The 19,045-nt window shown below is 56.1% G+C and carries 18 protein-coding genes; 9 read left to right on the top strand and 9 right to left on the bottom strand.

Going from position 1 to position 19,045, the window contains the following annotated elements; translation table 11 throughout:
* Positions 1 to 158: 158 nt before the first annotated feature.
* The 7 genes from TH5_RS17275 to TH5_RS17305 all read left to right on the top strand — a co-directional run bounded on the left by TH5_RS17275 (position 159) and on the right by TH5_RS17305 (position 8,478).
* A complete protein-coding gene (locus TH5_RS17275) occupies positions 159 to 1,178 on the top strand; it encodes an aldose epimerase family protein (RefSeq protein ID WP_244204959.1) in 1,020 nt (339 codons plus the stop codon).
* Positions 1,179 to 1,350: 172 nt separating this feature from the next.
* Positions 1,351 to 4,107, top strand: coding sequence for an ATP-binding protein (locus tag TH5_RS17280; RefSeq protein WP_114122889.1), 2,757 nt, complete (start codon positions 1,351 to 1,353; stop codon positions 4,105 to 4,107).
* 108 nt (positions 4,108 to 4,215) lie between these two features.
* The gene (locus TH5_RS17285; RefSeq protein ID WP_114122890.1) at positions 4,216 to 4,788 is read left to right on the top strand and encodes a type 1 glutamine amidotransferase family protein; all 573 of its coding nucleotides are present in this window, start codon (positions 4,216 to 4,218) and stop codon (positions 4,786 to 4,788) included.
* 154 nt (positions 4,789 to 4,942) lie between these two features.
* Positions 4,943 to 5,911 (top strand): alpha/beta fold hydrolase, encoded by a 969-nt coding sequence (locus TH5_RS17290; protein ID WP_114122891.1) that lies wholly within the window; start codon positions 4,943 to 4,945, stop codon positions 5,909 to 5,911.
* Positions 5,912 to 6,062: 151 nt separating this feature from the next.
* Positions 6,063 to 6,626 carry a cysteine hydrolase family protein gene (locus TH5_RS17295; protein ID WP_114122892.1) on the top strand — a complete coding sequence of 188 codons (564 nt, stop codon included), beginning with the start codon at positions 6,063 to 6,065 and terminating at the stop codon, positions 6,624 to 6,626.
* 92 nt (positions 6,627 to 6,718) lie between these two features.
* Complete coding sequence (locus tag TH5_RS17300; RefSeq protein WP_114122909.1) at positions 6,719 to 7,528, top strand: SDR family NAD(P)-dependent oxidoreductase; 810 nt, start codon at positions 6,719 to 6,721, stop codon at positions 7,526 to 7,528.
* Positions 7,525 to 8,478: an MBL fold metallo-hydrolase gene (locus TH5_RS17305; protein ID WP_208638476.1), complete on the top strand. Its 954-nt coding sequence runs from the start codon at positions 7,525 to 7,527 to the stop codon at positions 8,476 to 8,478. The genes TH5_RS17300 and TH5_RS17305 overlap by 4 nt, the downstream gene beginning before the upstream one ends.
* Positions 8,479 to 8,487: 9 nt before the next feature.
* Here TH5_RS17305 and TH5_RS17310 read toward each other — a convergent pair whose 3' ends face one another.
* Positions 8,488 to 9,390, bottom strand: coding sequence for a LysR family transcriptional regulator (locus TH5_RS17310; protein WP_114122893.1), 903 nt, complete (start codon positions 9,388 to 9,390; stop codon positions 8,488 to 8,490).
* Between the two features lie 95 nt (positions 9,391 to 9,485).
* On the opposite strand from TH5_RS17310, the gene TH5_RS17315 reads away from it, so the two are divergent.
* Positions 9,486 to 10,313 (top strand): SDR family oxidoreductase, encoded by an 828-nt coding sequence (locus TH5_RS17315; RefSeq protein WP_114122894.1) that lies wholly within the window; start codon positions 9,486 to 9,488, stop codon positions 10,311 to 10,313.
* Positions 10,314 to 10,373: 60 nt separating this feature from the next.
* Here the strand turns inward: TH5_RS17315 and TH5_RS17320 are convergent, their stop codons facing one another.
* The 4 genes from TH5_RS17320 to TH5_RS17335 all read right to left on the bottom strand — a co-directional run bounded on the left by TH5_RS17320 (position 10,374) and on the right by TH5_RS17335 (position 15,163).
* Positions 10,374 to 11,957 (bottom strand): gamma-glutamyltransferase family protein, encoded by a 1,584-nt coding sequence (locus TH5_RS17320; protein WP_114122911.1) that lies wholly within the window; start codon positions 11,955 to 11,957, stop codon positions 10,374 to 10,376.
* A 157-nt stretch (positions 11,958 to 12,114) separates the two neighbouring features.
* On the bottom strand, positions 12,115 to 13,440 hold the full coding sequence (locus TH5_RS17325) for a TRAP transporter large permease (RefSeq protein ID WP_114122895.1): 1,326 nt from the start codon (positions 13,438 to 13,440) through the stop codon (positions 12,115 to 12,117).
* A 6-nt stretch (positions 13,441 to 13,446) separates the two neighbouring features.
* The gene (locus TH5_RS17330; protein WP_062953021.1) at positions 13,447 to 14,043 is read right to left on the bottom strand and encodes a TRAP transporter small permease subunit; all 597 of its coding nucleotides are present in this window, start codon (positions 14,041 to 14,043) and stop codon (positions 13,447 to 13,449) included.
* A 1-nt stretch (position 14,044) separates the two neighbouring features.
* Positions 14,045 to 15,163, bottom strand: coding sequence for a TRAP transporter substrate-binding protein (locus TH5_RS17335; protein WP_062961360.1), 1,119 nt, complete (start codon positions 15,161 to 15,163; stop codon positions 14,045 to 14,047).
* Between the two features lie 359 nt (positions 15,164 to 15,522).
* On the opposite strand from TH5_RS17335, the gene TH5_RS17340 reads away from it, so the two are divergent.
* A complete protein-coding gene (locus TH5_RS17340; protein ID WP_114122896.1) occupies positions 15,523 to 16,239 on the top strand; it encodes a GntR family transcriptional regulator in 717 nt (238 codons plus the stop codon).
* A gap of 22 nt (positions 16,240 to 16,261) precedes the next feature.
* On the opposite strand, the gene TH5_RS17345 is transcribed toward TH5_RS17340, so the two are convergent.
* The 4 genes from TH5_RS17345 to TH5_RS17360 are packed head-to-tail and all read right to left on the bottom strand — an operon-like array spanning position 16,262 to position 18,809.
* Positions 16,262 to 16,783: a DoxX family protein gene (locus tag TH5_RS17345; RefSeq protein ID WP_244204960.1), complete on the bottom strand. Its 522-nt coding sequence runs from the start codon at positions 16,781 to 16,783 to the stop codon at positions 16,262 to 16,264.
* A 25-nt stretch (positions 16,784 to 16,808) separates the two neighbouring features.
* Positions 16,809 to 17,567, bottom strand: coding sequence for an HvfC/BufC N-terminal domain-containing protein (locus TH5_RS17350; protein WP_114122898.1), 759 nt, complete (start codon positions 17,565 to 17,567; stop codon positions 16,809 to 16,811).
* A complete protein-coding gene (gene bufB, locus TH5_RS17355) occupies positions 17,564 to 18,451 on the bottom strand; it encodes an MNIO family bufferin maturase (RefSeq protein ID WP_167443583.1) in 888 nt (295 codons plus the stop codon). The genes TH5_RS17350 and bufB overlap by 4 nt, the downstream gene beginning before the upstream one ends.
* 58 nt (positions 18,452 to 18,509) lie before the next feature.
* Positions 18,510 to 18,809 (bottom strand): BufA1 family periplasmic bufferin-type metallophore, encoded by a 300-nt coding sequence (locus TH5_RS17360; RefSeq protein WP_114122900.1) that lies wholly within the window; start codon positions 18,807 to 18,809, stop codon positions 18,510 to 18,512.
* Between the last annotated feature and the right edge of the window lie 236 nt (positions 18,810 to 19,045).

Below are 19,045 nucleotides of genomic sequence, written 5' to 3' on the forward strand. Positions count from 1 at the left end.
TTTTATTGCTAAAAGCCATATAGTAATACAATATGATTTGAAGGAACTCAACGGCCTAAATGCGCCTCCCCACTTTCGCGTAGAAAGCGTGGTTGACAGCGGATGAAAAAACCGCAAAGTCTAAATAAAACAGCTATTTGCAGATAAAATGAGGCGACATGTCGAAAAACCCGACAGCAATCCCGATGAACCCGGCACCGGCAGGAACCCTGCAAATCAGGACCGCAAAAATGCGAATCCTGCTCTCCCCCTATGGGGCACGTATCCGGGCGCTTTGGCTGCGTAATGACGACGGCACGGAAACCAATATCACTGTCGGCCTGCCCGATGATGATGCCTACGCCACTCATGACAGCTATATCGGCGCGGTCTGCGGGCGCTATGCCAACCGCATTGCCAATTCGGCCTACATCGCCCCGAATGGTGACCGGGTGATACTGGCCGCCAATGAAGGCCCCACACACCTGCATGGCGGCATCACCGGCTTTGACCGGCACGACTGGTCGGTTACGCAAAACTCTGATCACAAAATCGCCTTCCACCTCGAAAGCCCGGATGGCGATCAGGGATATCCGGGGAATTTCGCGGCCACCGCGACCTATTCGATTGTCGCTGAAAATCGCCTGCGCCTTGAAATCACGGCAACCTGCGATCAGACCTGCCCGGTCAATATGACCAGCCACGCCTATTGGAACCTGACAGGGCGGTTTGATAAATGCGCGGCCCTGCATATCCTGCAAATCAATGCCGATGCCTATCTTCCGATTGATGATCGCCTGATCCCGCTTTCAGGGCGCAAGGATGTGGCGGAAACCGGTTACGATTTCAGAAACCCCAAGGGAATTGCGCAAAACCTTCTGAATGCCGATCAGGGCTTTGATCACAATTTCTGCCTCAATGGCGCGCGCGGACCACTTAAACAGATCGCAACCCTCTCCGATCCCGATAGCGGCCGGACGATGAAACTTTTCTCGACCGAGGCCGGATTGCAATTCTACCTATCGCAGCATTTCACCGATGCGATGAAAATACCCGACGGCAAAAGCCTCCACAAATCAGGCGGCATTGCCCTTGAACCCCAAACCTTTCCCGACAGCCCCAACCGCCCAGATTTCCCGAGCCCGTGGCTCAATCCGGGCGAGACATATAAGCACGTGATCGAGTGGGAATTCTCGTGACGACGACAGTTCCCATCTCCAGCTCATCGTCGAAAAAATGTCATCGAAAGTTGTATGACGCAGCGCAATAACGCGTTGGTGTAAAACAACTTTTGTGATACCTTATAGTCATTCCATTTGAGAAACCCATCTGGAGGCACACCTCGCGGAATGTCCGCAGGGTGATCGTTGCGTGGAAGAAGAGCTTTCATTCGGCCCCTTCACGATTTTGCCTACCCGGCGCGCTCTTTTGCGTGATGGCAAAACCGTGCCCGTCGGCAGCAGAGCCATGGATATCCTGCTTTATCTGGTTTCGCACGCTGGTGAATTGCGCACCAATGCCGATATCGTCAAACATGTCTGGCCCGACACCTTTGTCGAAGAAGCCAATCTGCGGGTGCATATATCCGCCCTGCGCAGGGCACTGGAAGATACCAAACAGGCACCAGCCTTCATCGCCAATATTCCCGGACGCGGCTACACCTTCATCGCAACGTTGCAACGCGGCACAAGGTCGCCTGACATCGGCCATGGCAACATTGCGCCCGCTGATAAAATCGTCACGCCGACATCCGATGTCATTCCGGCCCGCTCTTCCGTTGTCATGCCAAGACCTTTGTCACGGGTTTTGGGGCGCGATCAGCTAATTGAAAGCCTGACAGAACAATTATCCATTTCCCGGCTCCTGACCATTGTCGGCCCGGGCGGGATTGGCAAATCGATTGTCGCCCGCGCAGTCGTGGCGAACGGGACCGAGCCCGAACACACGATCTGGATTGATTTGTCGGAAGTCGAACTTGGTAATCTGGTCCCGACCGTCGTCGCATCGGCAATCGGCATCCTGCCACGCAGCAACGATATCATCGGTGAAATTGCCACCCGACTGCATTCGGGCAAGGCAGTTCTGGTTCTCGATTGCTGCGAACATCTGATCGAAAGTGCCGCAAGCTTTGCCGAGGACCTTCTGGACCGGGCACCAGGTCTTCGCATTCTCGCCACCAGCCGCGAACCGTTGCGGGCCTATGGGGAGCGAGTCCATCGGATCCCGGCTCTTGACCTGCCCGATGTCAAAGATACCGCGGTCGCCCGGCAATCCCCGGCGGTGCAGTTATTCATTGAACGCGCCGATGGGTTCCTTGGCGGATTTACCCCCGATGATGCCGATCTCGCGCATATAGTTGAAATCTGTGCCCGGCTGGATGGCATTCCGCTGGCGATTGAACTGGCCGCCGGACGGCTTGAAACCATCGGGCTTGAATCCCTTGAAAAATCACTGGCCGACAGTTTTCGCATTCTGACACGCGGCAGACGCACCGCCCTGCCACGCCACCAGACCCTGACCGCGACCCTGGACTGGAGCTATATGATCCTGTCCGCCGCCGAACAGCGCGCACTTCGGGAAGTGTCCGTTTTTCGCGGGCCCTTCACCATTGATAGCGCCAGCGCGATCCTAAGCAACGGCGATGCCCACGATATTCTTCCATCGCTTGTGGCCAAATCACTGATCGTTGCCGCTGCGGCCCCGGACGAAACCCGTTATCGCCTGCTTGATACCACGCGTCTTTATGCCCTGCAAAAGCTCGATAACGAAGGCGAAAAGACCCCGGTCATGCAGAAGTTCGTCTGTCATCTATGCGATCTTTACGATGGCAAGAGCTACGAACTTTCGGCCACCGCGCGCGCCAGACAGGAATATCGGGATCTCCAACAGGTCGCGAATTTAAGGGTCGCCCTGCAATGGGCCTTTGGCGATGATGGCGATCCGGTACTTGGCGCACGATTGACGGTGGTGGCCTTGCCACTGTTTTTCCGCCTGTCGCTTCTCGACGAATGTCTGAGCCACGTGACACAGGCACTGGCATATCTTGATGCCAAACCGGGACGTGACGAACGCAGCCGCATGCAGCTTTATGCCGCACTTGGCTGGCCGCAGTTACGTGCCATCAATGCGCCGGAACATGGTATCGCCGCGTGGTCCACCGCCCTTGCCATTGCCGAGGATCTCGGCGACCTTGACTATCAGCTTCGGGCGATCTGGGCACTATGGGTCGATGCCATCAACCGCGCGGAACCAAAGCTTGGCCTTGAACTTGCCGAAAAATTTCAGAAACTGGCGCAAACCTCGCCCGATATCGCAGACAGGGTCATCGGCCAGCGCTTGCATGGTGCAACCCTGCACTGGCTGGGGCAGCACAAGGATGCGCAAAACATCCTGACCGAAATGCTTGCCGATTACGAGGCCCTCTCGGCAGGTCAGCATTCGATCCGTTTCCAGTTTGATCAGCGGGTAACGGCAATCATCATTCTGGCCCGCATTTCATGGGTTTTGGGTGATACCGACGATGCGCTTGGCAAGATTTCCGAAACCCTTGAATATCTGACAGACATCTCGCACGACATTTCGCTGTGTACCCTTCTGGCCGAAGCAGGCTGCCCGATCGCCATTCTGTCGGAAAAACATGATCTGGCTTCCACCTATATCGCGCAATTACGCGACCACACCAAAGCACTGTCGCTTGATGTCTGGCACTGTTATGCGGATTGTTTCGATGCGGAACTGCATCTGATTAATGGTCGGCCCAAGGATTGCCTGCACCTGATGCAATCATGTCTTGCGACCCTGCAACATGGTGGCTTCGTGCTGTTTCAATCCTATTTTCAATCCATCATGGCACAGGCACAGGAAGCTCTTGGCGATTATGACGCTGCGATCAAATCCATTGATGCAGCCATTGCCGGTTGCGCGCAATCGGGCGAAAGATGGTGTCTGGCCGAACTTCACCGGGTACGCGGTGCGATCCTGATCCGCCACAACACCCAGAACAGTCTGGAACAGGGGCGCACCAGCCTGACACTTGCACTGGAACTCGCCCGTCAGGATGGCGCAATCGGCTGGGAGAACCGCATCCGCAGGGACATGGCCGCATTCGCCCTGTGCCAGACCGCATAATGGCCTGAATCCGGGCTTCCATCGCCTTCAGATTTACAACGATTTACAACTTGCAACTCGCTGAATGTCTCTGATCCTCGGATCATATCCCAGAGGAGGAGACCATTCATGGACCAGAATTTTCCCGTCCGCTTTTTAATGATAATCGCCGGAGATGAAGATGACGCGATCCGCAATCATCGTCTCGACATCACCCGGATTGCCTCGGCCTATTATCTGTTCCGCGACATGCCGGCCGAAGTCGTTCTGGCATCTCCCGGTGGCGGGTTTCCGGCAATAACCATCACCCCACCCGACCACGCGGGTGCTCATTCCACCGCCGTCAGAACCGCAATGCTGCGATTTCAGTCAGACCGCGCTGCCCGCGAAGATATCGCTGATACGCTGCGTCTGGATCAGATCGCGGTCTGCGACTTTGTCGCGGCCTTTTGTGTCGGGTTTTCAAGTCACATCTGGAACGATGAAAGCCGCGGCCTGATACCCGTTTTGCAAGCCTTTCTTGCCGAAAAGAAGCCCGTAGCCCTCATTGACGCGGACGATCTTCAAATCACTGCAAACGACGCCGGACGCGGGCTTTTGATTATTGGAAGTTCCGATGAATCCCCCTCACTTGCCGCCTGCGCGATGATCCGGATTGTCAAAGAAAAGCTCGGTCCGCGATTACCGCCCCTGCCCGACTGACGATTGATGCAAAGCAGCCAAAATTCCGATTTGCATCAATTTACGACGCTTAACTCGTTTTCCCGACAGAACTCCCTCACGCTGATTTCATCGACAAACAAATGCCCGTCATCAGCACGGCACCAGAAACGACACATCAGCAGGAGCAGATATCATGAACGAACAGTCAAACGCATTTTCAATGGAAACATCACGGCGAAATCTTCTTTTTGCGGGCGGGGCGGCAGTCGCGGCCACCGCACTTCCCAAAATGTCCTTTGCCGCAACCAATCCGAACCCGACAAAATCAGGAGCACAGAGCATGTCGTTTATCAAAACCAAGGATGGCACCGAAATTTTCTACAAGGACTGGGGCAAGGGCCAGCCGATCCTGTTTTCTCATGGCTGGCCGCTATCGGCCGACGCCTGGGATGCCCAGATGGTGTTTTTTGGCCAGCAGGGATATCGCGTGATCGCCCATGACCGCCGCAGCCACGGCCGTTCCACCCAGACCTGGGATGGCAACAATATGGACCAGTATGCCGATGATCTGGCCGAACTGATCGAATATCTCGATCTCAAGGACCTGATCATGATCGGCCATTCGACCGGCGGCGGCGAAGTGGCGCACTATCTGGGCCGTCACGGCACCAAGCGCGTTGCAAAGGTCGTTCTGGTCGGGGCGGTCCCGCCCCTGATGCTGAAAACCGACAAGAACCCGAATGGTCTGCCGATGGATGTGTTTGATGGCATCCGCAAAGGCACGCTTGAAGACCGGTCGCAATTCTTCCTCGATGTGACCATTCCGTTCTACGGCTATAACCGCGACGGCGCGAAAATCTCCGAAGGTGTGCGCGAAAGCTTCTGGGCGCAGGGCATGATGGGCGGCATCAAGGGCCAGCTTGACTGCATCCGCGAATTTTCCGAAGTCGATTACACCGAAGACCTTCGCAAGATCGATAAACCGACCCTGATCGTGCATGGCGATGATGACCAGATCGTTCCGATCGTCGCATCCGCGCTCGAAAGCTCGAAAATCGTCAAGGGATCGGTTCTGAAGATTTACGAAGGTGCCGATCACGGCCTTTCGCAAACCCATACCGAACGTTTCAATCAGGATGTTCTCGATTTCATCCGGGCCTGACAACCCGTCATCACCGATTGCCTGAAAAGTCAGGCAGAACAGAACCGCTTTCCGGGTTCGGATGATGCACCTCGTCCTCACCACTCCATGCATCTCTCCCCCTGCCCGCACCCCGGAAAGCGGCCCCGTTTCGAAACAAAGGAACAGAACCATGACCAAGAAAGCCCTGATCGTCGTCGATATCCAGAACGACTATTTCCCCGGTGGGAAATGGACTCTTTCCGGTGTTGAGTCCGCCGCCAAGAATGCCGCCCGTCTGATCGAAAGTGCCCGCAAGGCCGGTGATCTGGTGGTCCATATCCGCCATGAATTCCAAAGCAGCGACGCACCGTTTTTCCAACCGGGCTCCAAGGGTGCCGCCCTTCATCCCAGCGTGATGAACCTTGAAAATGAACATGTGGTACTTAAACACCAGATCAATTCCTATCGCGATACCGACCTAAAGGAACATCTGGACCGTAACGGCATCACCGAAGTCGTGATTTGCGGCAATATGAGCCACATGTGCGTTGATGCCATCACCCGTGCATCTGCCGATTTCGGCTATCCGGTAACGGTGATCCATGATGCCTGCGCGTCGCGCGATCTTGAATTTGATGGTGTGACGGTGCCTGCGAAATATGCCCATGCGGCCTTCATGTCTGCCTTGGGTTTTGCCTATGCCACCATGATGTCGACCGATGATTACATCGGCTCCGCGGCCAAGGCCGCATGATCATCACGAAGGCAGATCGGCCCGGTTTGCCTTCACCGATTTTTCGCCCATCCCATTACATGTTTCAAACCCCAGAAAAGCAGGAGCCCGCCATGTCAAAGGGAACCGCACTTGTTACCGGTGCCTCGTCGGGCATTGGTGCCGTCTATGCCGACCGGCTTGCCAAACGCGGCTATAACCTTGTGCTTGTTGCACGCAATGCCGGACGTCTTGACCAGCTTGCCACCGATCTTTCCACGCAATACGGCATCGCAGTCACAGCCCTTCCGGCGGATTTGACCAATCATGACGATCTTGAAAATGTCGCAACCCGGCTCGCCACCGGCGACGACCTGACACTGGTTGTCAATTCGGCTGGCATTGGCCCGAATGCAAACGTTCTGGCCTCCGACCCGGACATCCTGCGCCAACTGGTGTTTCTGAATGTCGATATCCTTCACCGGTTGACACTTGCCGCCGTCCACAATTTTGCAGATCGCGGTCGCGGCGCGATCATCAATATCGCATCGGTCGTGCCGCTGATGCCCGAACGTTTCAATGCATCCTACTGCGCCAGCAAGGCATTCGTCCTGTCATTGACCCAGTCCCTTGCCGCTGAAATCGGCCCGCGCGGGGTGCAGATGCAGGCGGTTCTTCCGGGCTTTACCCGCACCGAACTTTTCGAACGCGCCGGGCTCGATATCAACGTGATCCCGCCGGAAATGATGATGGATGCCGGTGACATGGTCGATGCCGCGCTTGCCGGCTTTGATCAGGGTGAATTGATCACCATCCCGTCCCTTGCCGATCTGGCGATGTGGGATGCCATGGAAACGGCCCGCCATGCGATTGCCCCGTTCCTGTCCCTCGCCCAACCCGCACCGCGTTATGCAAACCGCGTCAAAACAGGTGAACCGGCATGATCCGTCCCGCATTTCCCCCGATGCAGCTCACACGGCGAAATTTCATGATCGGTGCCGCTGCGACCACGGCAATTGCCGGAATATCCCTGCTGTCGCGCAAGGCATTTGCCGCCACCGACTTTTACCGGTTCCGTCATGGTGCCTTTGACATCACGGTACTGAGCGACGGCTTTCTCACCCTGCCGGTCGAAATACTGCTTCCCGATGCCAGCAACGCCGAACGGCTTGCCATCCTGCAGATGATGGGTGGGGGTGCCCAAAGTGCCCCGGTACAGACAAACATCCCCCTGATCCGACATGGCGATGACCTGATCCTGATCGACACCGGATCAGGTGGCAATTTTCAGCCAAGTGCCGGGATGCTGGAACACAACCTTGCGACCATCGGTATCTCGCCAAACGATATCACCAAGGTCGTTTTCACCCACGCCCATCCCGACCATTCCGGCGCAACGGTAACCGCAGACGGCAATGTTCACTATCCCAACGCGGATTACTTCATATCCGAAGCAGAATGGATGTTCTGGACCGACCGCAATTTCGAAACCCGCATGCCAAAGGCACTGCATGGCTTTGCCACGGGCGCAAAACGCGATCTTCTCCCAATACGGGATCGCCTGAACCTTGTTCGCCCCGGTGACGAAATCGTACCAGGTATGCAGGTCATCGACACCAAAGGCCACACACCGGGCCACATCTCGCTCGAACTGGCCGGTGATGACAACCTTCTGATCACCGGGGATGCCTGCACAAACGACATCATCTTTTTTGCCCATCCCGCATGGCATTTCGGCTTTGACACCGACCCGGAACAGGCCCTGGTCAACCGGCAGATGCTGCTTGACCGCGCCGCCTCGGAAAAGATCAGGATGCTGGGCTATCACTGGACCTATCCCGGCGTCGGCTACGCCGAACGCCACGGCAATGCCTACCGGTTTGTTGCGACCTGAGCGATGCGATCAAGATGGGATTCTGACTTCTCTGACCACATCAAGGAAGGCACGCAAAGGGGCCGGAACATGGCGATGATCCGGATAATAAATGCAAAGTCCCGGTCCCGGCGGACACCAGTCCAATAGAAGCGGCGCAAGTTCACCTTTGTCGATATAAGGTGCCGCAATATGGTCCGGCAGATAGGCGATCCCCATGCCATCCGATGCGGCTTCTGCCATAAGTTCAAGATGATCGAGTGTAATGTGGCCGCTAACCTCAATTGCGCTTTCCTGCCCATCCTTCTCAAATTCCCAACGATATAGTTTACCGCTGGGCAACCGGTGGCGAATGCAGGCATGCCTTCGCAGCTCTTCAGGAGTTCGTGGCACCGGATGCCGGGCAAGATAGTCTGGCGACGCAACGACCATAAACCGGATCTGAGGCCCAAAGCGGATCGCAATCATGTCCTGCGGGACATCTTCGCAAAGACGTATTCCTGCATCAAAGCCTTCTGCCACGATATCAACCAGCGCACCTTCCGTCACGATATCGAGTTCGATATCAGGAAAACGTTTACGAAAGACGGGAACAACATGGCGCAGCAGCATGCGGGCTGCCGGTTCATTTGAATTGATGCGAACAACACCGCTAAGGCGGTTTTGCTGCAATTCGATTTCTTCGAATGCAGCATCGAAATCGCGCAATAATGGCCGCACCCGAGCTAAAAATCGCGCACCCGCATCCGTCAGGGCGACACTTCGCGTTGTGCGATTAAACAAGCGGACATCAAGCCGTGTTTCAAGCCCCCGCATCATATGACTAAGTGTCGATGGCGGCATGCCAAGCTCGTCCGCAGCCTTGCGGAAACTGCCATGCGTCGCAATCGCGGCAAAGGCTGCCAACACATTCAGGTCCGGCTTCTTATTCATGTGAATTTTGCATCATATTATCCAATATTATTCGGATAATCACACAAAACATACCTCCCTACAATCGCCTCAGTGTTCACATAAGGAGGCAGCACATGACCAGAACATGGTTTATTACCGGTACATCATCTGGATTTGGCCGATTGATGACCGAAAAGCTCCTTGCGCGCGGCGACAAAGTTGCCGCAACGCTGCGCAAGAAAGGCAGCCTTGATGATCTCAAAGAACAATATGGCGACAAACTCTGGATTGCCCATCTGGACGTTACGGATACCGCTGCCATTTACGCGGTTGTCAAGGGAGCCTTTGATGCATTTGGACGGATCGATGTCATCGTCAACAATGCCGGATATGGATTGTTTGGTGCCGCAGAAGAAGTCAGCGACGATCAGATCCGCCATCAGATAGACACCAATGTCATCGGATCAATTCAGACGATCCGCGCAGCCCTCCCGTTGCTGCGTGCACAAGCGGGCGGAAGAATCATTCAGGTGTCATCAGAAGGCGGTCAAATAGCCTATCCCAATTTCAGCCTGTACCACGCCAGCAAATGGGCAATTGAGGGATTTGTAGAATCCGTTTCACAGGAAGTCGCACCGTTCAATATCGATTTCACCCTTGCCGAACCGGGCCCGACCATGACCAACTTCGCCGCCGGGCTGGTATCCCCGCCAAAGATGGATGTTTACGAAAACACGCCAGCCGGAGATGTTCGCAACATGATTGCATCGGGCGAATTTGAAATCCACGGCGATGCCAGCAAAATGGCACAGGCCATGATCGACAGCGTGGATGTCAATCCGGCGCCCAAAAGGCTGACCATGGGCGCCGGCGCATATGCGTCCATTCACCACGCTTTGACACAACGCCTTCAGGAACTTGAAAGCCAGAAGGACCTCGCGATTTCGATGGATCGCGATTAAACAGGGCCCCAAAAACCAACGGAAAAGACATTGCCCGTATCGGGGCAATGTCTTCAAACGTTAAAGCCCCGCAACCACCCCATCCGCCCGCGGATCAGTCGCCCCTTCCATCACACCATTGGCGCGCAGCAAAATGCCGCCCGCATGGCCCATCATGTCTTCGAAATCACCGACAACCTCAACCGCATGACCGGCTTTTTCAAGCTGCGTGATCAGGGCCGGGTCAAACCGGTTTTCAAGCTTCAGCGTAGTCGTTTCCGCCCCCCATGTCCGGCCCAGCAGCCAGCGTGGTGCGGTGATCGCCGCCTGCAAATCCTGCCCGAACAGGACATTGCGGGTAAACACCGCTGCCTGGGTTTGCGGCTGCCCCTCGCCCCCCATGGTGCCATAGGTCAGGACATCACCATTATTCAGGCGCGCCATCGCCGGGTTAAGCGTGTGGAACGGCAACCGGCCGGGGCCGAGCTGGTTGGGGCCGTCATGCAGCGTAAAGCTTGCCCCGCGGTTCTGCCACAGGACCCCGGTTTCAGGCACGACAACGCCCGATCCGAATTCCCAGAAAATGCTTTGGATGTAACTGACGACCGTGCCGTTTTTATCTGTCGCCCCCATCCAGATCGTATCGCCCGGCTTGGCGATATGCGGCCAGGGCAATGCGGTTTTCATATCGATTTTTGCCGCCTCGGCATCCAGCATCGCATCGCTCAGAAGCGACATCGGATCAATATCCATCCGCCCCGGATCGCCGATATGGGCATCGCGCTTGATAAAGGCGCGTTTGGTCGCCTCGATCACGCCGTGGATATGATCAAATCCCTCGCCCGCCGTCACACCCAGCCGATCAAACAGGCCAAGGATCATCAGTGACGCAGCCCCTTGCGTCGGGGGCACCATGTTGAAAACAATCCCGCTCGATAGCTTCACCGAAAGCGGTGTGGTGGTTTTGGCGTAATAGCCCTCGAAATCGGATAACCGAAGCGGGCTTCCCGCCGCCTCAAGCCCCTTGGCATTGGCGCGCGCGATATCACCCCGGTAAAAATCATCAAGCCCGACGGCACCAAGCCGTTCCAGCGTTGCGCCAAGGGCCGGCTGTTTCAACACATCACCAATTTCGGGCACGCCATTTGCGGCATAGGCAGCAACATAACCCGGCGCATCTCGAAGTTCCGGCAACTTGTCGCGCGTCAGTTCATGCTGCGATTTCGTGATCGGCACCCCCGTGCGCGCATGGTGCACCGCATCCGCAATAAGACGTGCCATCGGCAAAGTGCCGCCCAGTTTCCGCGCGATTTTTGCAGCCTCCATCCAGCCACCAATCGCCCCGCCCACGGTCAATGCCGCCAGCGGCCCGCGCGCTGGGATTTTATCATGCCCAAGGTTACGGTAAAATTCCGGGCTCGCCAAACCGGCCGCCCCGCCACAAGCCCGGATCGCCACCGGGTCCTTGCCCGGTTCGGCAATCAGCCAGAACCCGTCGCCACCAATCGCATTCATATGCGGATAGACAACCGCAATGGTGGCCGCCGCCGCAATCATCGCCTCGACCGCGTTACCGCCATCGCGCAAAACATCGCGCCCGGCCTGGGCTGCCAGATGATGCGGGGCGGTAACCATCCCGCCAAGGCTTGTTCTCGTTCTAAGCATTTCGGGGCCTCCTGATGGCGCAAAAATCTTTGGCATGCCGTGTGTCCGGCATGCCCTGTTGTTCTTTGAAATCTATCGTGAAAATGATCCGGGTATCAGGCGATTTTCACATCGTGGACAAATCGCCTGATATTTCAGATCAGGACCTACCTGTTGCCTACCAGCCGATAAGATCCGGTAGCCAGCTTGTCAGTTCCGGGAAGATGAACAGCAGCACAAGAGCCAGCGCCTGAATACCGATAAACGGAATGACCCCGCGATAGATATCCACCGTCGACACCGATTTTGGCGCCACCCCTTTCAGGAAGAACAGCGCCCAGCCAAAAGGCGGTGTCAGGAAGCTGGTCTGCAGGTTCATCGCCACAAGGATCGCAAGCCACGCCATGTCGATGCCGCTATTGATAAACACCGGCAAAAACATCGGCAGCGCGATATAGGAAATCTCGATCCATTCAAGAAAGAACCCAAGGACAAAGATCACTGCCATCATGAACAGAAGGTTGCCCATATCGCCACCCGGCACCCATTCAAACATGGCATGCACCAGACCCTCGCCGCCAAGCCCGCGGAAGGCAAGACCAAATGGCTGCGCGCAGATCAGGATGAAAAACACCATCGCACTGGTGATCAGGGTATCGCGCAACACATCGCGCATCACCCCGAAATTAAGCCGCCCGGTAAACAGTGCCAGAAGCAACGCACCAAGCGCGCCCATAGATGCGGCTTCTGTTGGGGCGGCAATCCCGCCAACAATCGACCCCAGAACCGCAAAAACAAGTGCCAGTGGCGGCAGCACGACCTTGGCGATCTTAAGCATAAGGTCACGCGTGGCCAGCGCATCGCGTTCATCCTGCGGGATCGCGGGCACCATTTCGGGTTTGAAAATGCCAAGTATCACCAGATAAAGGGCCAGCATCCCGGCAAGGATCAGCCCCGGCACCATCGCCGCCGCAAACAGTGTCCCTACGGACTCCCCCAGAATATCGGCAAGCAGGATCAGAACAAGGCTGGGCGGGATGATCTGCCCAAGCGTACCCGATGCGCAAATCACACCGCACGCCACCCCCTTGTTATAGCCGCGATTGATCAGCGGCTGTAACGACAGCAAACCGACCGTCACCACCGTCGCCCCGACCACGCCCGAAGACGCCCCCATCAGAACCCCGACAATCACAATCGCAAGCCCCATGCCGCCGCGAAGGCGGCCCATGGCATGGCCGATCACATCAATCAGTTCTTCGGCCAGTTTCGACTTTTCAAGCATCACCCCCATGAAGATGAAAAGCGGCAGGGCCAGAAGCGTATAGTTGGTCACAACCCCGTAAATACGCGCGGGCAAAAGGTTAAAAAGCCCGGTGCCAAATCCCAGAATGCCAAAGGCAAAACCGGAAATCGCAAGCGATATCGCCACCGGCACCCCAAGAACAAGGAAGCCGAAAAAGCCGCCGACCATGCCGATGGCCAGCCATTCATTACCAGTCATGTTCGATTATTCCCCAGGCACTTCGGTGGCGGTTTTATGGGTGGCGTATCCGGCATCATCAGTATCATCGGCGGTCCGGGTCGCCCCGGTCACCTGCCGGAAATTGATCAGGGCCTGCGCAATTGCCTGCACGAACAGCAACCCGAACCCGACCGGGATAAATGCCTTAAGCAGGAAACGATACGGCAATCCCCCCGGATCAGGCGATCCCTCGCCCATCATGATCGACTGGTTCACATAGGGAATGGCAAACCAGATGATCGCCGCACCAAGGATCACCATCAGCACCGCCGAAAACAGATCAATCATCGCGCGTGCCCGGTCACTTAGCCGGTCATAAAGAAAATCGACCCGTACATGGCCGCCATGCCGCATGCCATATGCCATCCCCAGAAGGGCAATCGGTGATACCAGATGCCATTCAAGTTCCTGCATGGCGACACTGCCGGTATTGAACACATAGCGCAGCAACACATTGCCGCCGACCACCAGAACAAGCGCAAGACCGCTTAACGCGGCCGCCCATCCGGCAAAATCAACGATATATCCCAACACACGGTCGGGAAGCGGTTCTGCCAGCGATTCAGTACGGGTCGAATTCATATCAGCTCATCCCGTCTTTGGATGAAATGATACCGTGATAGGGCTTTTCACTCACCGCCGCCCATTCGCGGTGCGTATCGCGGAACGCCATGAATGCATCATGGACCTTTTTGGTCAGCGGATCCTTGGCGGCTTCGGCTTCCAGCGTGTCGTTGGTGATGCCTTTAAGCTTGTTGACGACATCATCAGGCAGGGTCTGGGCGATAACGCCCTCATTCTCCACCAGATCACGAAGGGCCGCGGCATTGTTGGCCTCGCACCAGGAATGACTGTCAAGGTTGCACGCCTGTGCGGCGTTTTTGACAATCGCCTGGAGATCGGCCGGAAGGCTTTCCCATGCTTTCTGATTGATCAGAAGCTCGGTCACGTTGGACGGCTCATGCCAGCCGGTGGTGTAGTAATATTTGGCTGCCTTCTGAAGGCCAAGACGACGGTCCTGATACGGGCCGACAAACTCGGCAGCATCAATCACGCCACGTTCAAGGGCCGGGAAAATCTCGCCCCCCGGAAGCAGTTTCACCTCGACCCCGATCTGCTGATAGACCTTGCCGGCAAGGCCCGGAATACGCATTTTCAGGCCATTGAAATCATCAAGGCTTTCAATCGGCTCGCGGAACCAGCCGGTCATCTGAACGCCGGTATTACCCATCGGGAACGCAATCAGGCCATACGGCTGATACAGCTCATGCCAAAGCTCAAGCCCGCCGCCATGATACAGCCACGCATTGACACCCTGGAAGTTCAGGCCAAACGGAACGGTAGTGAAATACTGGGCGGCAAAAATCTTGCCCGCCCAGAAATAGGCATTGGCGGCATTCATTTCGACCGTACCGGCCTGAACGGCGTCAAAGCCCTCAAGTGCCGGGATCAGTTCACCAGCGGCAAAATGCTGGATGTTCAGACGCCCGCTCGACATTTCCGTAACACGTTTGCAGAAATCCTCGGGGCTGCCCGGGCCGGTCACGTAAAATGGTGAACCCGGACCATAGGCATTGGTCATTTTCCAGTTAAAGCTCTCCTGGGCACGCGCGATATGCGGCGTGGCAAAAACAGCCGCCCCGGCGGCTGCCGTGCCAAATGCCGACTTCGTCAGAAAGTCGCGTCTTTTAAGGTTGGTCATCGGTGTCTCCCTGATAGAGAAAGCGCAATACGCGGATAATATCATCGAACGGATCTTGGCCCGCATTGTGTATACACCGTGCAACCGACGTGCCATCTGTTATATTTCAACAACTTAAATGATTTACGACTTCTTCAAATCCCCTTTTGCTGTTTATTTTTTAATCATATTAAATTACTGCATCGCATATATGCATATTAATTAAACATATCGCACGATGTCGCTGGGGCCTGAATCCCGCACGCGACAGTTGCGCTTGGATTTTACGGGAAATATCATGTATACATCGGTTGTATAGGGTGCCCCGAAAGAGCATCTGAATATCAATCGACAACAAGATCAAAGGGTCGAAACGGCACATGATCCACCTGCAGCAAGCCCCGCAACCTTCGCCCGAACCGGTCGGCATTGCGCAAAAACTCTGCCAGTCCCTCGAAGACGATATTGTTACCGGCGTGCTTGTTCCCGGTGCCCGGCTCGAAGAAACCCAGCTTGCAAAACGCTTTGGCGTGTCACGCACCCCGGTCCGCGAAGCCCTGCAATTGCTGACTGCGACCGAACTTGCCGAAAAAATCCCCAATCGCGGGGTTTATGTCTCGCTGGCAACGCCGGAACGACTGACAGCAATGTTTGAAAGCATGGCCGAACTCGAAGGCACCTGCGGGCGACTTGCCGCCAAACGCATGACAAGTGGTGAACGCCACGCACTCGAAGAACTCCATCACGAACTGGCCCATGCCATGCGTGCGGGCGACAGCCCGGCTTACGAAGGCCAGAACCGCGAATTTCACAATGCGATCTATGCCGGCACCCATAATGATGTGCTGGTCGAAGTCACCCAGGCCGTTCGTCGGCGGGTTGCCCCCTTCCGCCGGGTGCAATTCAACAGCCTGCCCCGCCTTGCCTCCTCGCACGAGGAACATCAGGGCATCGTCGATGCCATCCTGCGTGGCGATCACAAGGCCGCCGAAGAACTGCTTTACGCCCACATCATGTCAGTCCATGACGTCAGTCAGGAATATCTGGCAACATTGCGCGCCGAAAGCGACCATCGGGCCCTTTTGATCGCGAAGTGATATTAGCGGGCACCGCTATTGTTCAGCGCGCCCGCCTTGCCAAAACATGATCAAGCGAAAATTTACCCGCCCCCTTGATCACCAGCATCAGCAACACAAAAATCCACAACATCCGCTGATTGATCAACTGATCGGGCAGACCGTCAAAAAGCGCACCTGCCGCCGCACCATGGGCCGTGATATCCACCACAGTCTGCACAGCGATAAAACCGATCATGCCAAGCGCACCGAGGCGCGTAAACAGCCCCAGCACAATCAGAACCGGCAAAACAAATTCCGCCAAAGTCCCGGCAATCACAATGATATGCCACGGGAAAAACGGAATGGCCGCGGTATCATATAAATACTGATCGGCAATCGACGGCACGATCTGAGCAAACGCCCCGGCACTGGGAAAGCTATCCCCCGCTACCTTGGTCATCGCGCTGTTGAAATAATAAGGCAGCAAAATTGCGGCAAACCACAAACGTGCCGAAAGCCCGATGAACCAGCCATCGGTTCGTGCTTCCAGTCCGCCAAACAGGCTGGCATGAAGGCTGCTCATTCTTTTGATCGCTGTTTGCATTTTATCACTCCCTCAAACCGGCAAATGCGCCGGCCGCTATCAGTTGGGCGAACGCGGATGTCACATCAAATTGCGGATCGCGGGCGATTGCCGCGTCATACCCATCAGCAACCGTCATGCCGTCCAGAAGGCATCGGGCAAATACCGCACCCCCGTCATCCAGTACGATCTGGCGCACCGTCATACCGGGTCGGGTAATCAGGATATTTTCCGCCTGCGGCACGATGGGTGTTGCTTCTTTGCTGTCATGATCCGCCTGCTGTCGCCCCCAGATCGCATGGATCGGAAAGGCTGAATTCACCAACCGGCACGCGCTATGCGCCACAAACCGGCAGGCCGCCAGATCACCCCCAAAAGCCGCAAGTGAATTGGCATCCAGCACCACCTCATCAGCCTCATGCAGCACTTCAAGCCGCGCCCGTTCCAGTCGGGCAATGTCGGAAAGATACGGCAGGGATGCAGCGGCATCGAAACCATCAATGAAATCGGCAAACCCGGCGCCATAAAGCGCAAGCGATCCGGTGCGCGTTGGCTCGGCCCGGAAAAACCCTCGCGCCATGGCCCGAAAGAAATCCTCGCCCACCAGCTTCGCCACCACCGGATAGGCCGCGATCAACGCATCGCCAAGCCCGCGATGGACATTGTTGCGATAAATCGCAAACCGTCCCTCCATCGTCGGGTCAAGGCCCATGGGCCGCGCCGAAGGGTCTGCTGCCATCAGGGCACGGGAAAATTCCGCCTGAAATCCCCCTGCACCGCTCATGATGCCACCCGCACGGGATCGGCACCCAAAAACCGCCGAAGATGCCCCTCAAGGTGCAAGTCTGCAAGCGCTGCCTCGGCCCGAAGCGTCGCCCAGTCAGGCACATCATTATCCCATTCAATCAGGGTCGGCCGTGCGCCGATCCGAGCAATCAGCCGATCAAACAGCCCCCAGACCGGATCGGCAACCGGGCGCGAGTGGGTGTCAATCAGAACCTTCTCATTGCTATTGGCATCCGCCTCATGCCCCGCCAGATGGATTTCCCCGATCAGATCACCGGGGATCGCATCGACATAATCGCTGGCATCAAAGCCCAGATTACAGGCCGAAATGTAAATGTTGTTTACATCAATCAGAAGCCCGCAGCCCGAACGCCGCGCGGCTTCGGTGATAAAGTCGATTTCCGGGATCGAATTTTGCGGCAGCGCCAGATAAGAGGTCGGATTTTCAATCAGGATTTTCCGCCCTGTTGCCGTCTGCACCTCGTCAATCGCCTCAACCAGTTGATCAAGCGACTTTTGCGTCATCGGTGTTGGCAAAAGGTCGGCCATATAAAGCCCGTCATGACTTGACCATGCAATATGTTCCGACAGCATCGCAGGCTCAAACCGATCCACCAGCCGCTTGAGATCGGCCAGATGATGGGGATCAAGCCTTTCCCCGCCGCCAAGCGATAATCCAACCCCATGCATCGATATCGGATAATCGGCGCGTAATGCCTCAAGCACCGCAAGGCGCGGCCCGCCCGCGACCATGTAATTTTCCGGATGGATTTCAAACCAGCCGACCTGCTTTGGCTGGCCGATCACATCATCAGCATGCGCGCCCTTGAAACCGACACCGGCCCGGTCGGGTAATCTGGTGCCATGCGGGTTATCAATCATCGCAAACCTCCCGGAAAAAAGAATATGCCGACCGGCCAAACCGGTCGGCACCATCACGTCAGGATTTCGGAAGATCGCGCTCAAGCGCCTCAAGGCTGCCCATGACTTTACGACCATCCGCCGTCGTAAAGCTCATATCCTCGCATGTCCCGGCCGGAACCAGCTTCCAGGCATTGCCCTGATAATCGACCTTCGACGTCCCGGCACATGTGGTGCCCGGCCCCGCCGCACAATCATTCTGCCCGGCAAGCGATACGCCAAAACATTTTTCCTTGGCACCCTGCGCCTGCGCCTGACCAACCGCCGCAAGCGAAACCGCCGCCGAAAGTGCCGCGCCCAGAACCAATGCGTTTTTCATGATGTCATCCTTGTTGCGTGAAACCTGATCGCCTGACTGGCGATGTCTTTTTGGTAACAGGCGAACGGATCACCGTCATTGCAACTTCGGCACACGAAGCATCAAGTCAGTGTGAGAGTTTCCCGGTATTTCATCACGGATGCGTGAAACGACAAAACCCCTGACCAGTAAAGGTCAGGGGTTTTATCAAATCGTTGAACAGGGAATATGTGTGCTGTGTTTGGAAGGCCCGGCGG

This window comes from Thalassospira xianhensis MCCC 1A02616 (genome assembly GCF_003326475.1).
GTDB classification, from domain to species: domain Bacteria; phylum Pseudomonadota; class Alphaproteobacteria; order Rhodospirillales; family Thalassospiraceae; genus Thalassospira; species Thalassospira xianhensis.

Bases quoted from the DNA above. Each gene is read 5' to 3' on its own strand.
- TH5_RS17275 (WP_244204959.1), top strand. From the start codon at position 159: ATGTCGAAAAACCCGACAGCAATCCCGATGAACCCGGCACCGGCAGGA.
- TH5_RS17285 (WP_114122890.1), top strand. From the start codon at position 4,216: ATGGACCAGAATTTTCCCGTCCGCTTTTTAATGATAATCGCCGGAGAT.
- TH5_RS17290 (WP_114122891.1), top strand. From the start codon at position 4,943: ATGAACGAACAGTCAAACGCATTTTCAATGGAAACATCACGGCGAAAT.
- TH5_RS17295 (WP_114122892.1), top strand. From the start codon at position 6,063: ATGACCAAGAAAGCCCTGATCGTCGTCGATATCCAGAACGACTATTTC.
- TH5_RS17300 (WP_114122909.1), top strand. From the start codon at position 6,719: ATGTCAAAGGGAACCGCACTTGTTACCGGTGCCTCGTCGGGCATTGGT.
- TH5_RS17305 (WP_208638476.1), top strand. From the start codon at position 7,525: ATGATCCGTCCCGCATTTCCCCCGATGCAGCTCACACGGCGAAATTTC.
- TH5_RS17310 (WP_114122893.1), bottom strand. From the start codon at position 9,390: ATGAATAAGAAGCCGGACCTGAATGTGTTGGCAGCCTTTGCCGCGATT.
- TH5_RS17315 (WP_114122894.1), top strand. From the start codon at position 9,486: ATGACCAGAACATGGTTTATTACCGGTACATCATCTGGATTTGGCCGA.
- TH5_RS17320 (WP_114122911.1), bottom strand. From the start codon at position 11,957: ATGCTTAGAACGAGAACAAGCCTTGGCGGGATGGTTACCGCCCCGCAT.
- TH5_RS17325 (WP_114122895.1), bottom strand. From the start codon at position 13,440: ATGACTGGTAATGAATGGCTGGCCATCGGCATGGTCGGCGGCTTTTTC.
- TH5_RS17330 (WP_062953021.1), bottom strand. From the start codon at position 14,043: ATGAATTCGACCCGTACTGAATCGCTGGCAGAACCGCTTCCCGACCGT.
- TH5_RS17335 (WP_062961360.1), bottom strand. From the start codon at position 15,163: ATGACCAACCTTAAAAGACGCGACTTTCTGACGAAGTCGGCATTTGGC.
- TH5_RS17340 (WP_114122896.1), top strand. From the start codon at position 15,523: ATGATCCACCTGCAGCAAGCCCCGCAACCTTCGCCCGAACCGGTCGGC.
- TH5_RS17345 (WP_244204960.1), bottom strand. From the start codon at position 16,783: ATGAGCAGCCTTCATGCCAGCCTGTTTGGCGGACTGGAAGCACGAACC.
- TH5_RS17350 (WP_114122898.1), bottom strand. From the start codon at position 17,567: ATGAGCGGTGCAGGGGGATTTCAGGCGGAATTTTCCCGTGCCCTGATG.
- bufB (WP_167443583.1), bottom strand. From the start codon at position 18,451: ATGATTGATAACCCGCATGGCACCAGATTACCCGACCGGGCCGGTGTC.
- TH5_RS17360 (WP_114122900.1), bottom strand. From the start codon at position 18,809: ATGAAAAACGCATTGGTTCTGGGCGCGGCACTTTCGGCGGCGGTTTCG.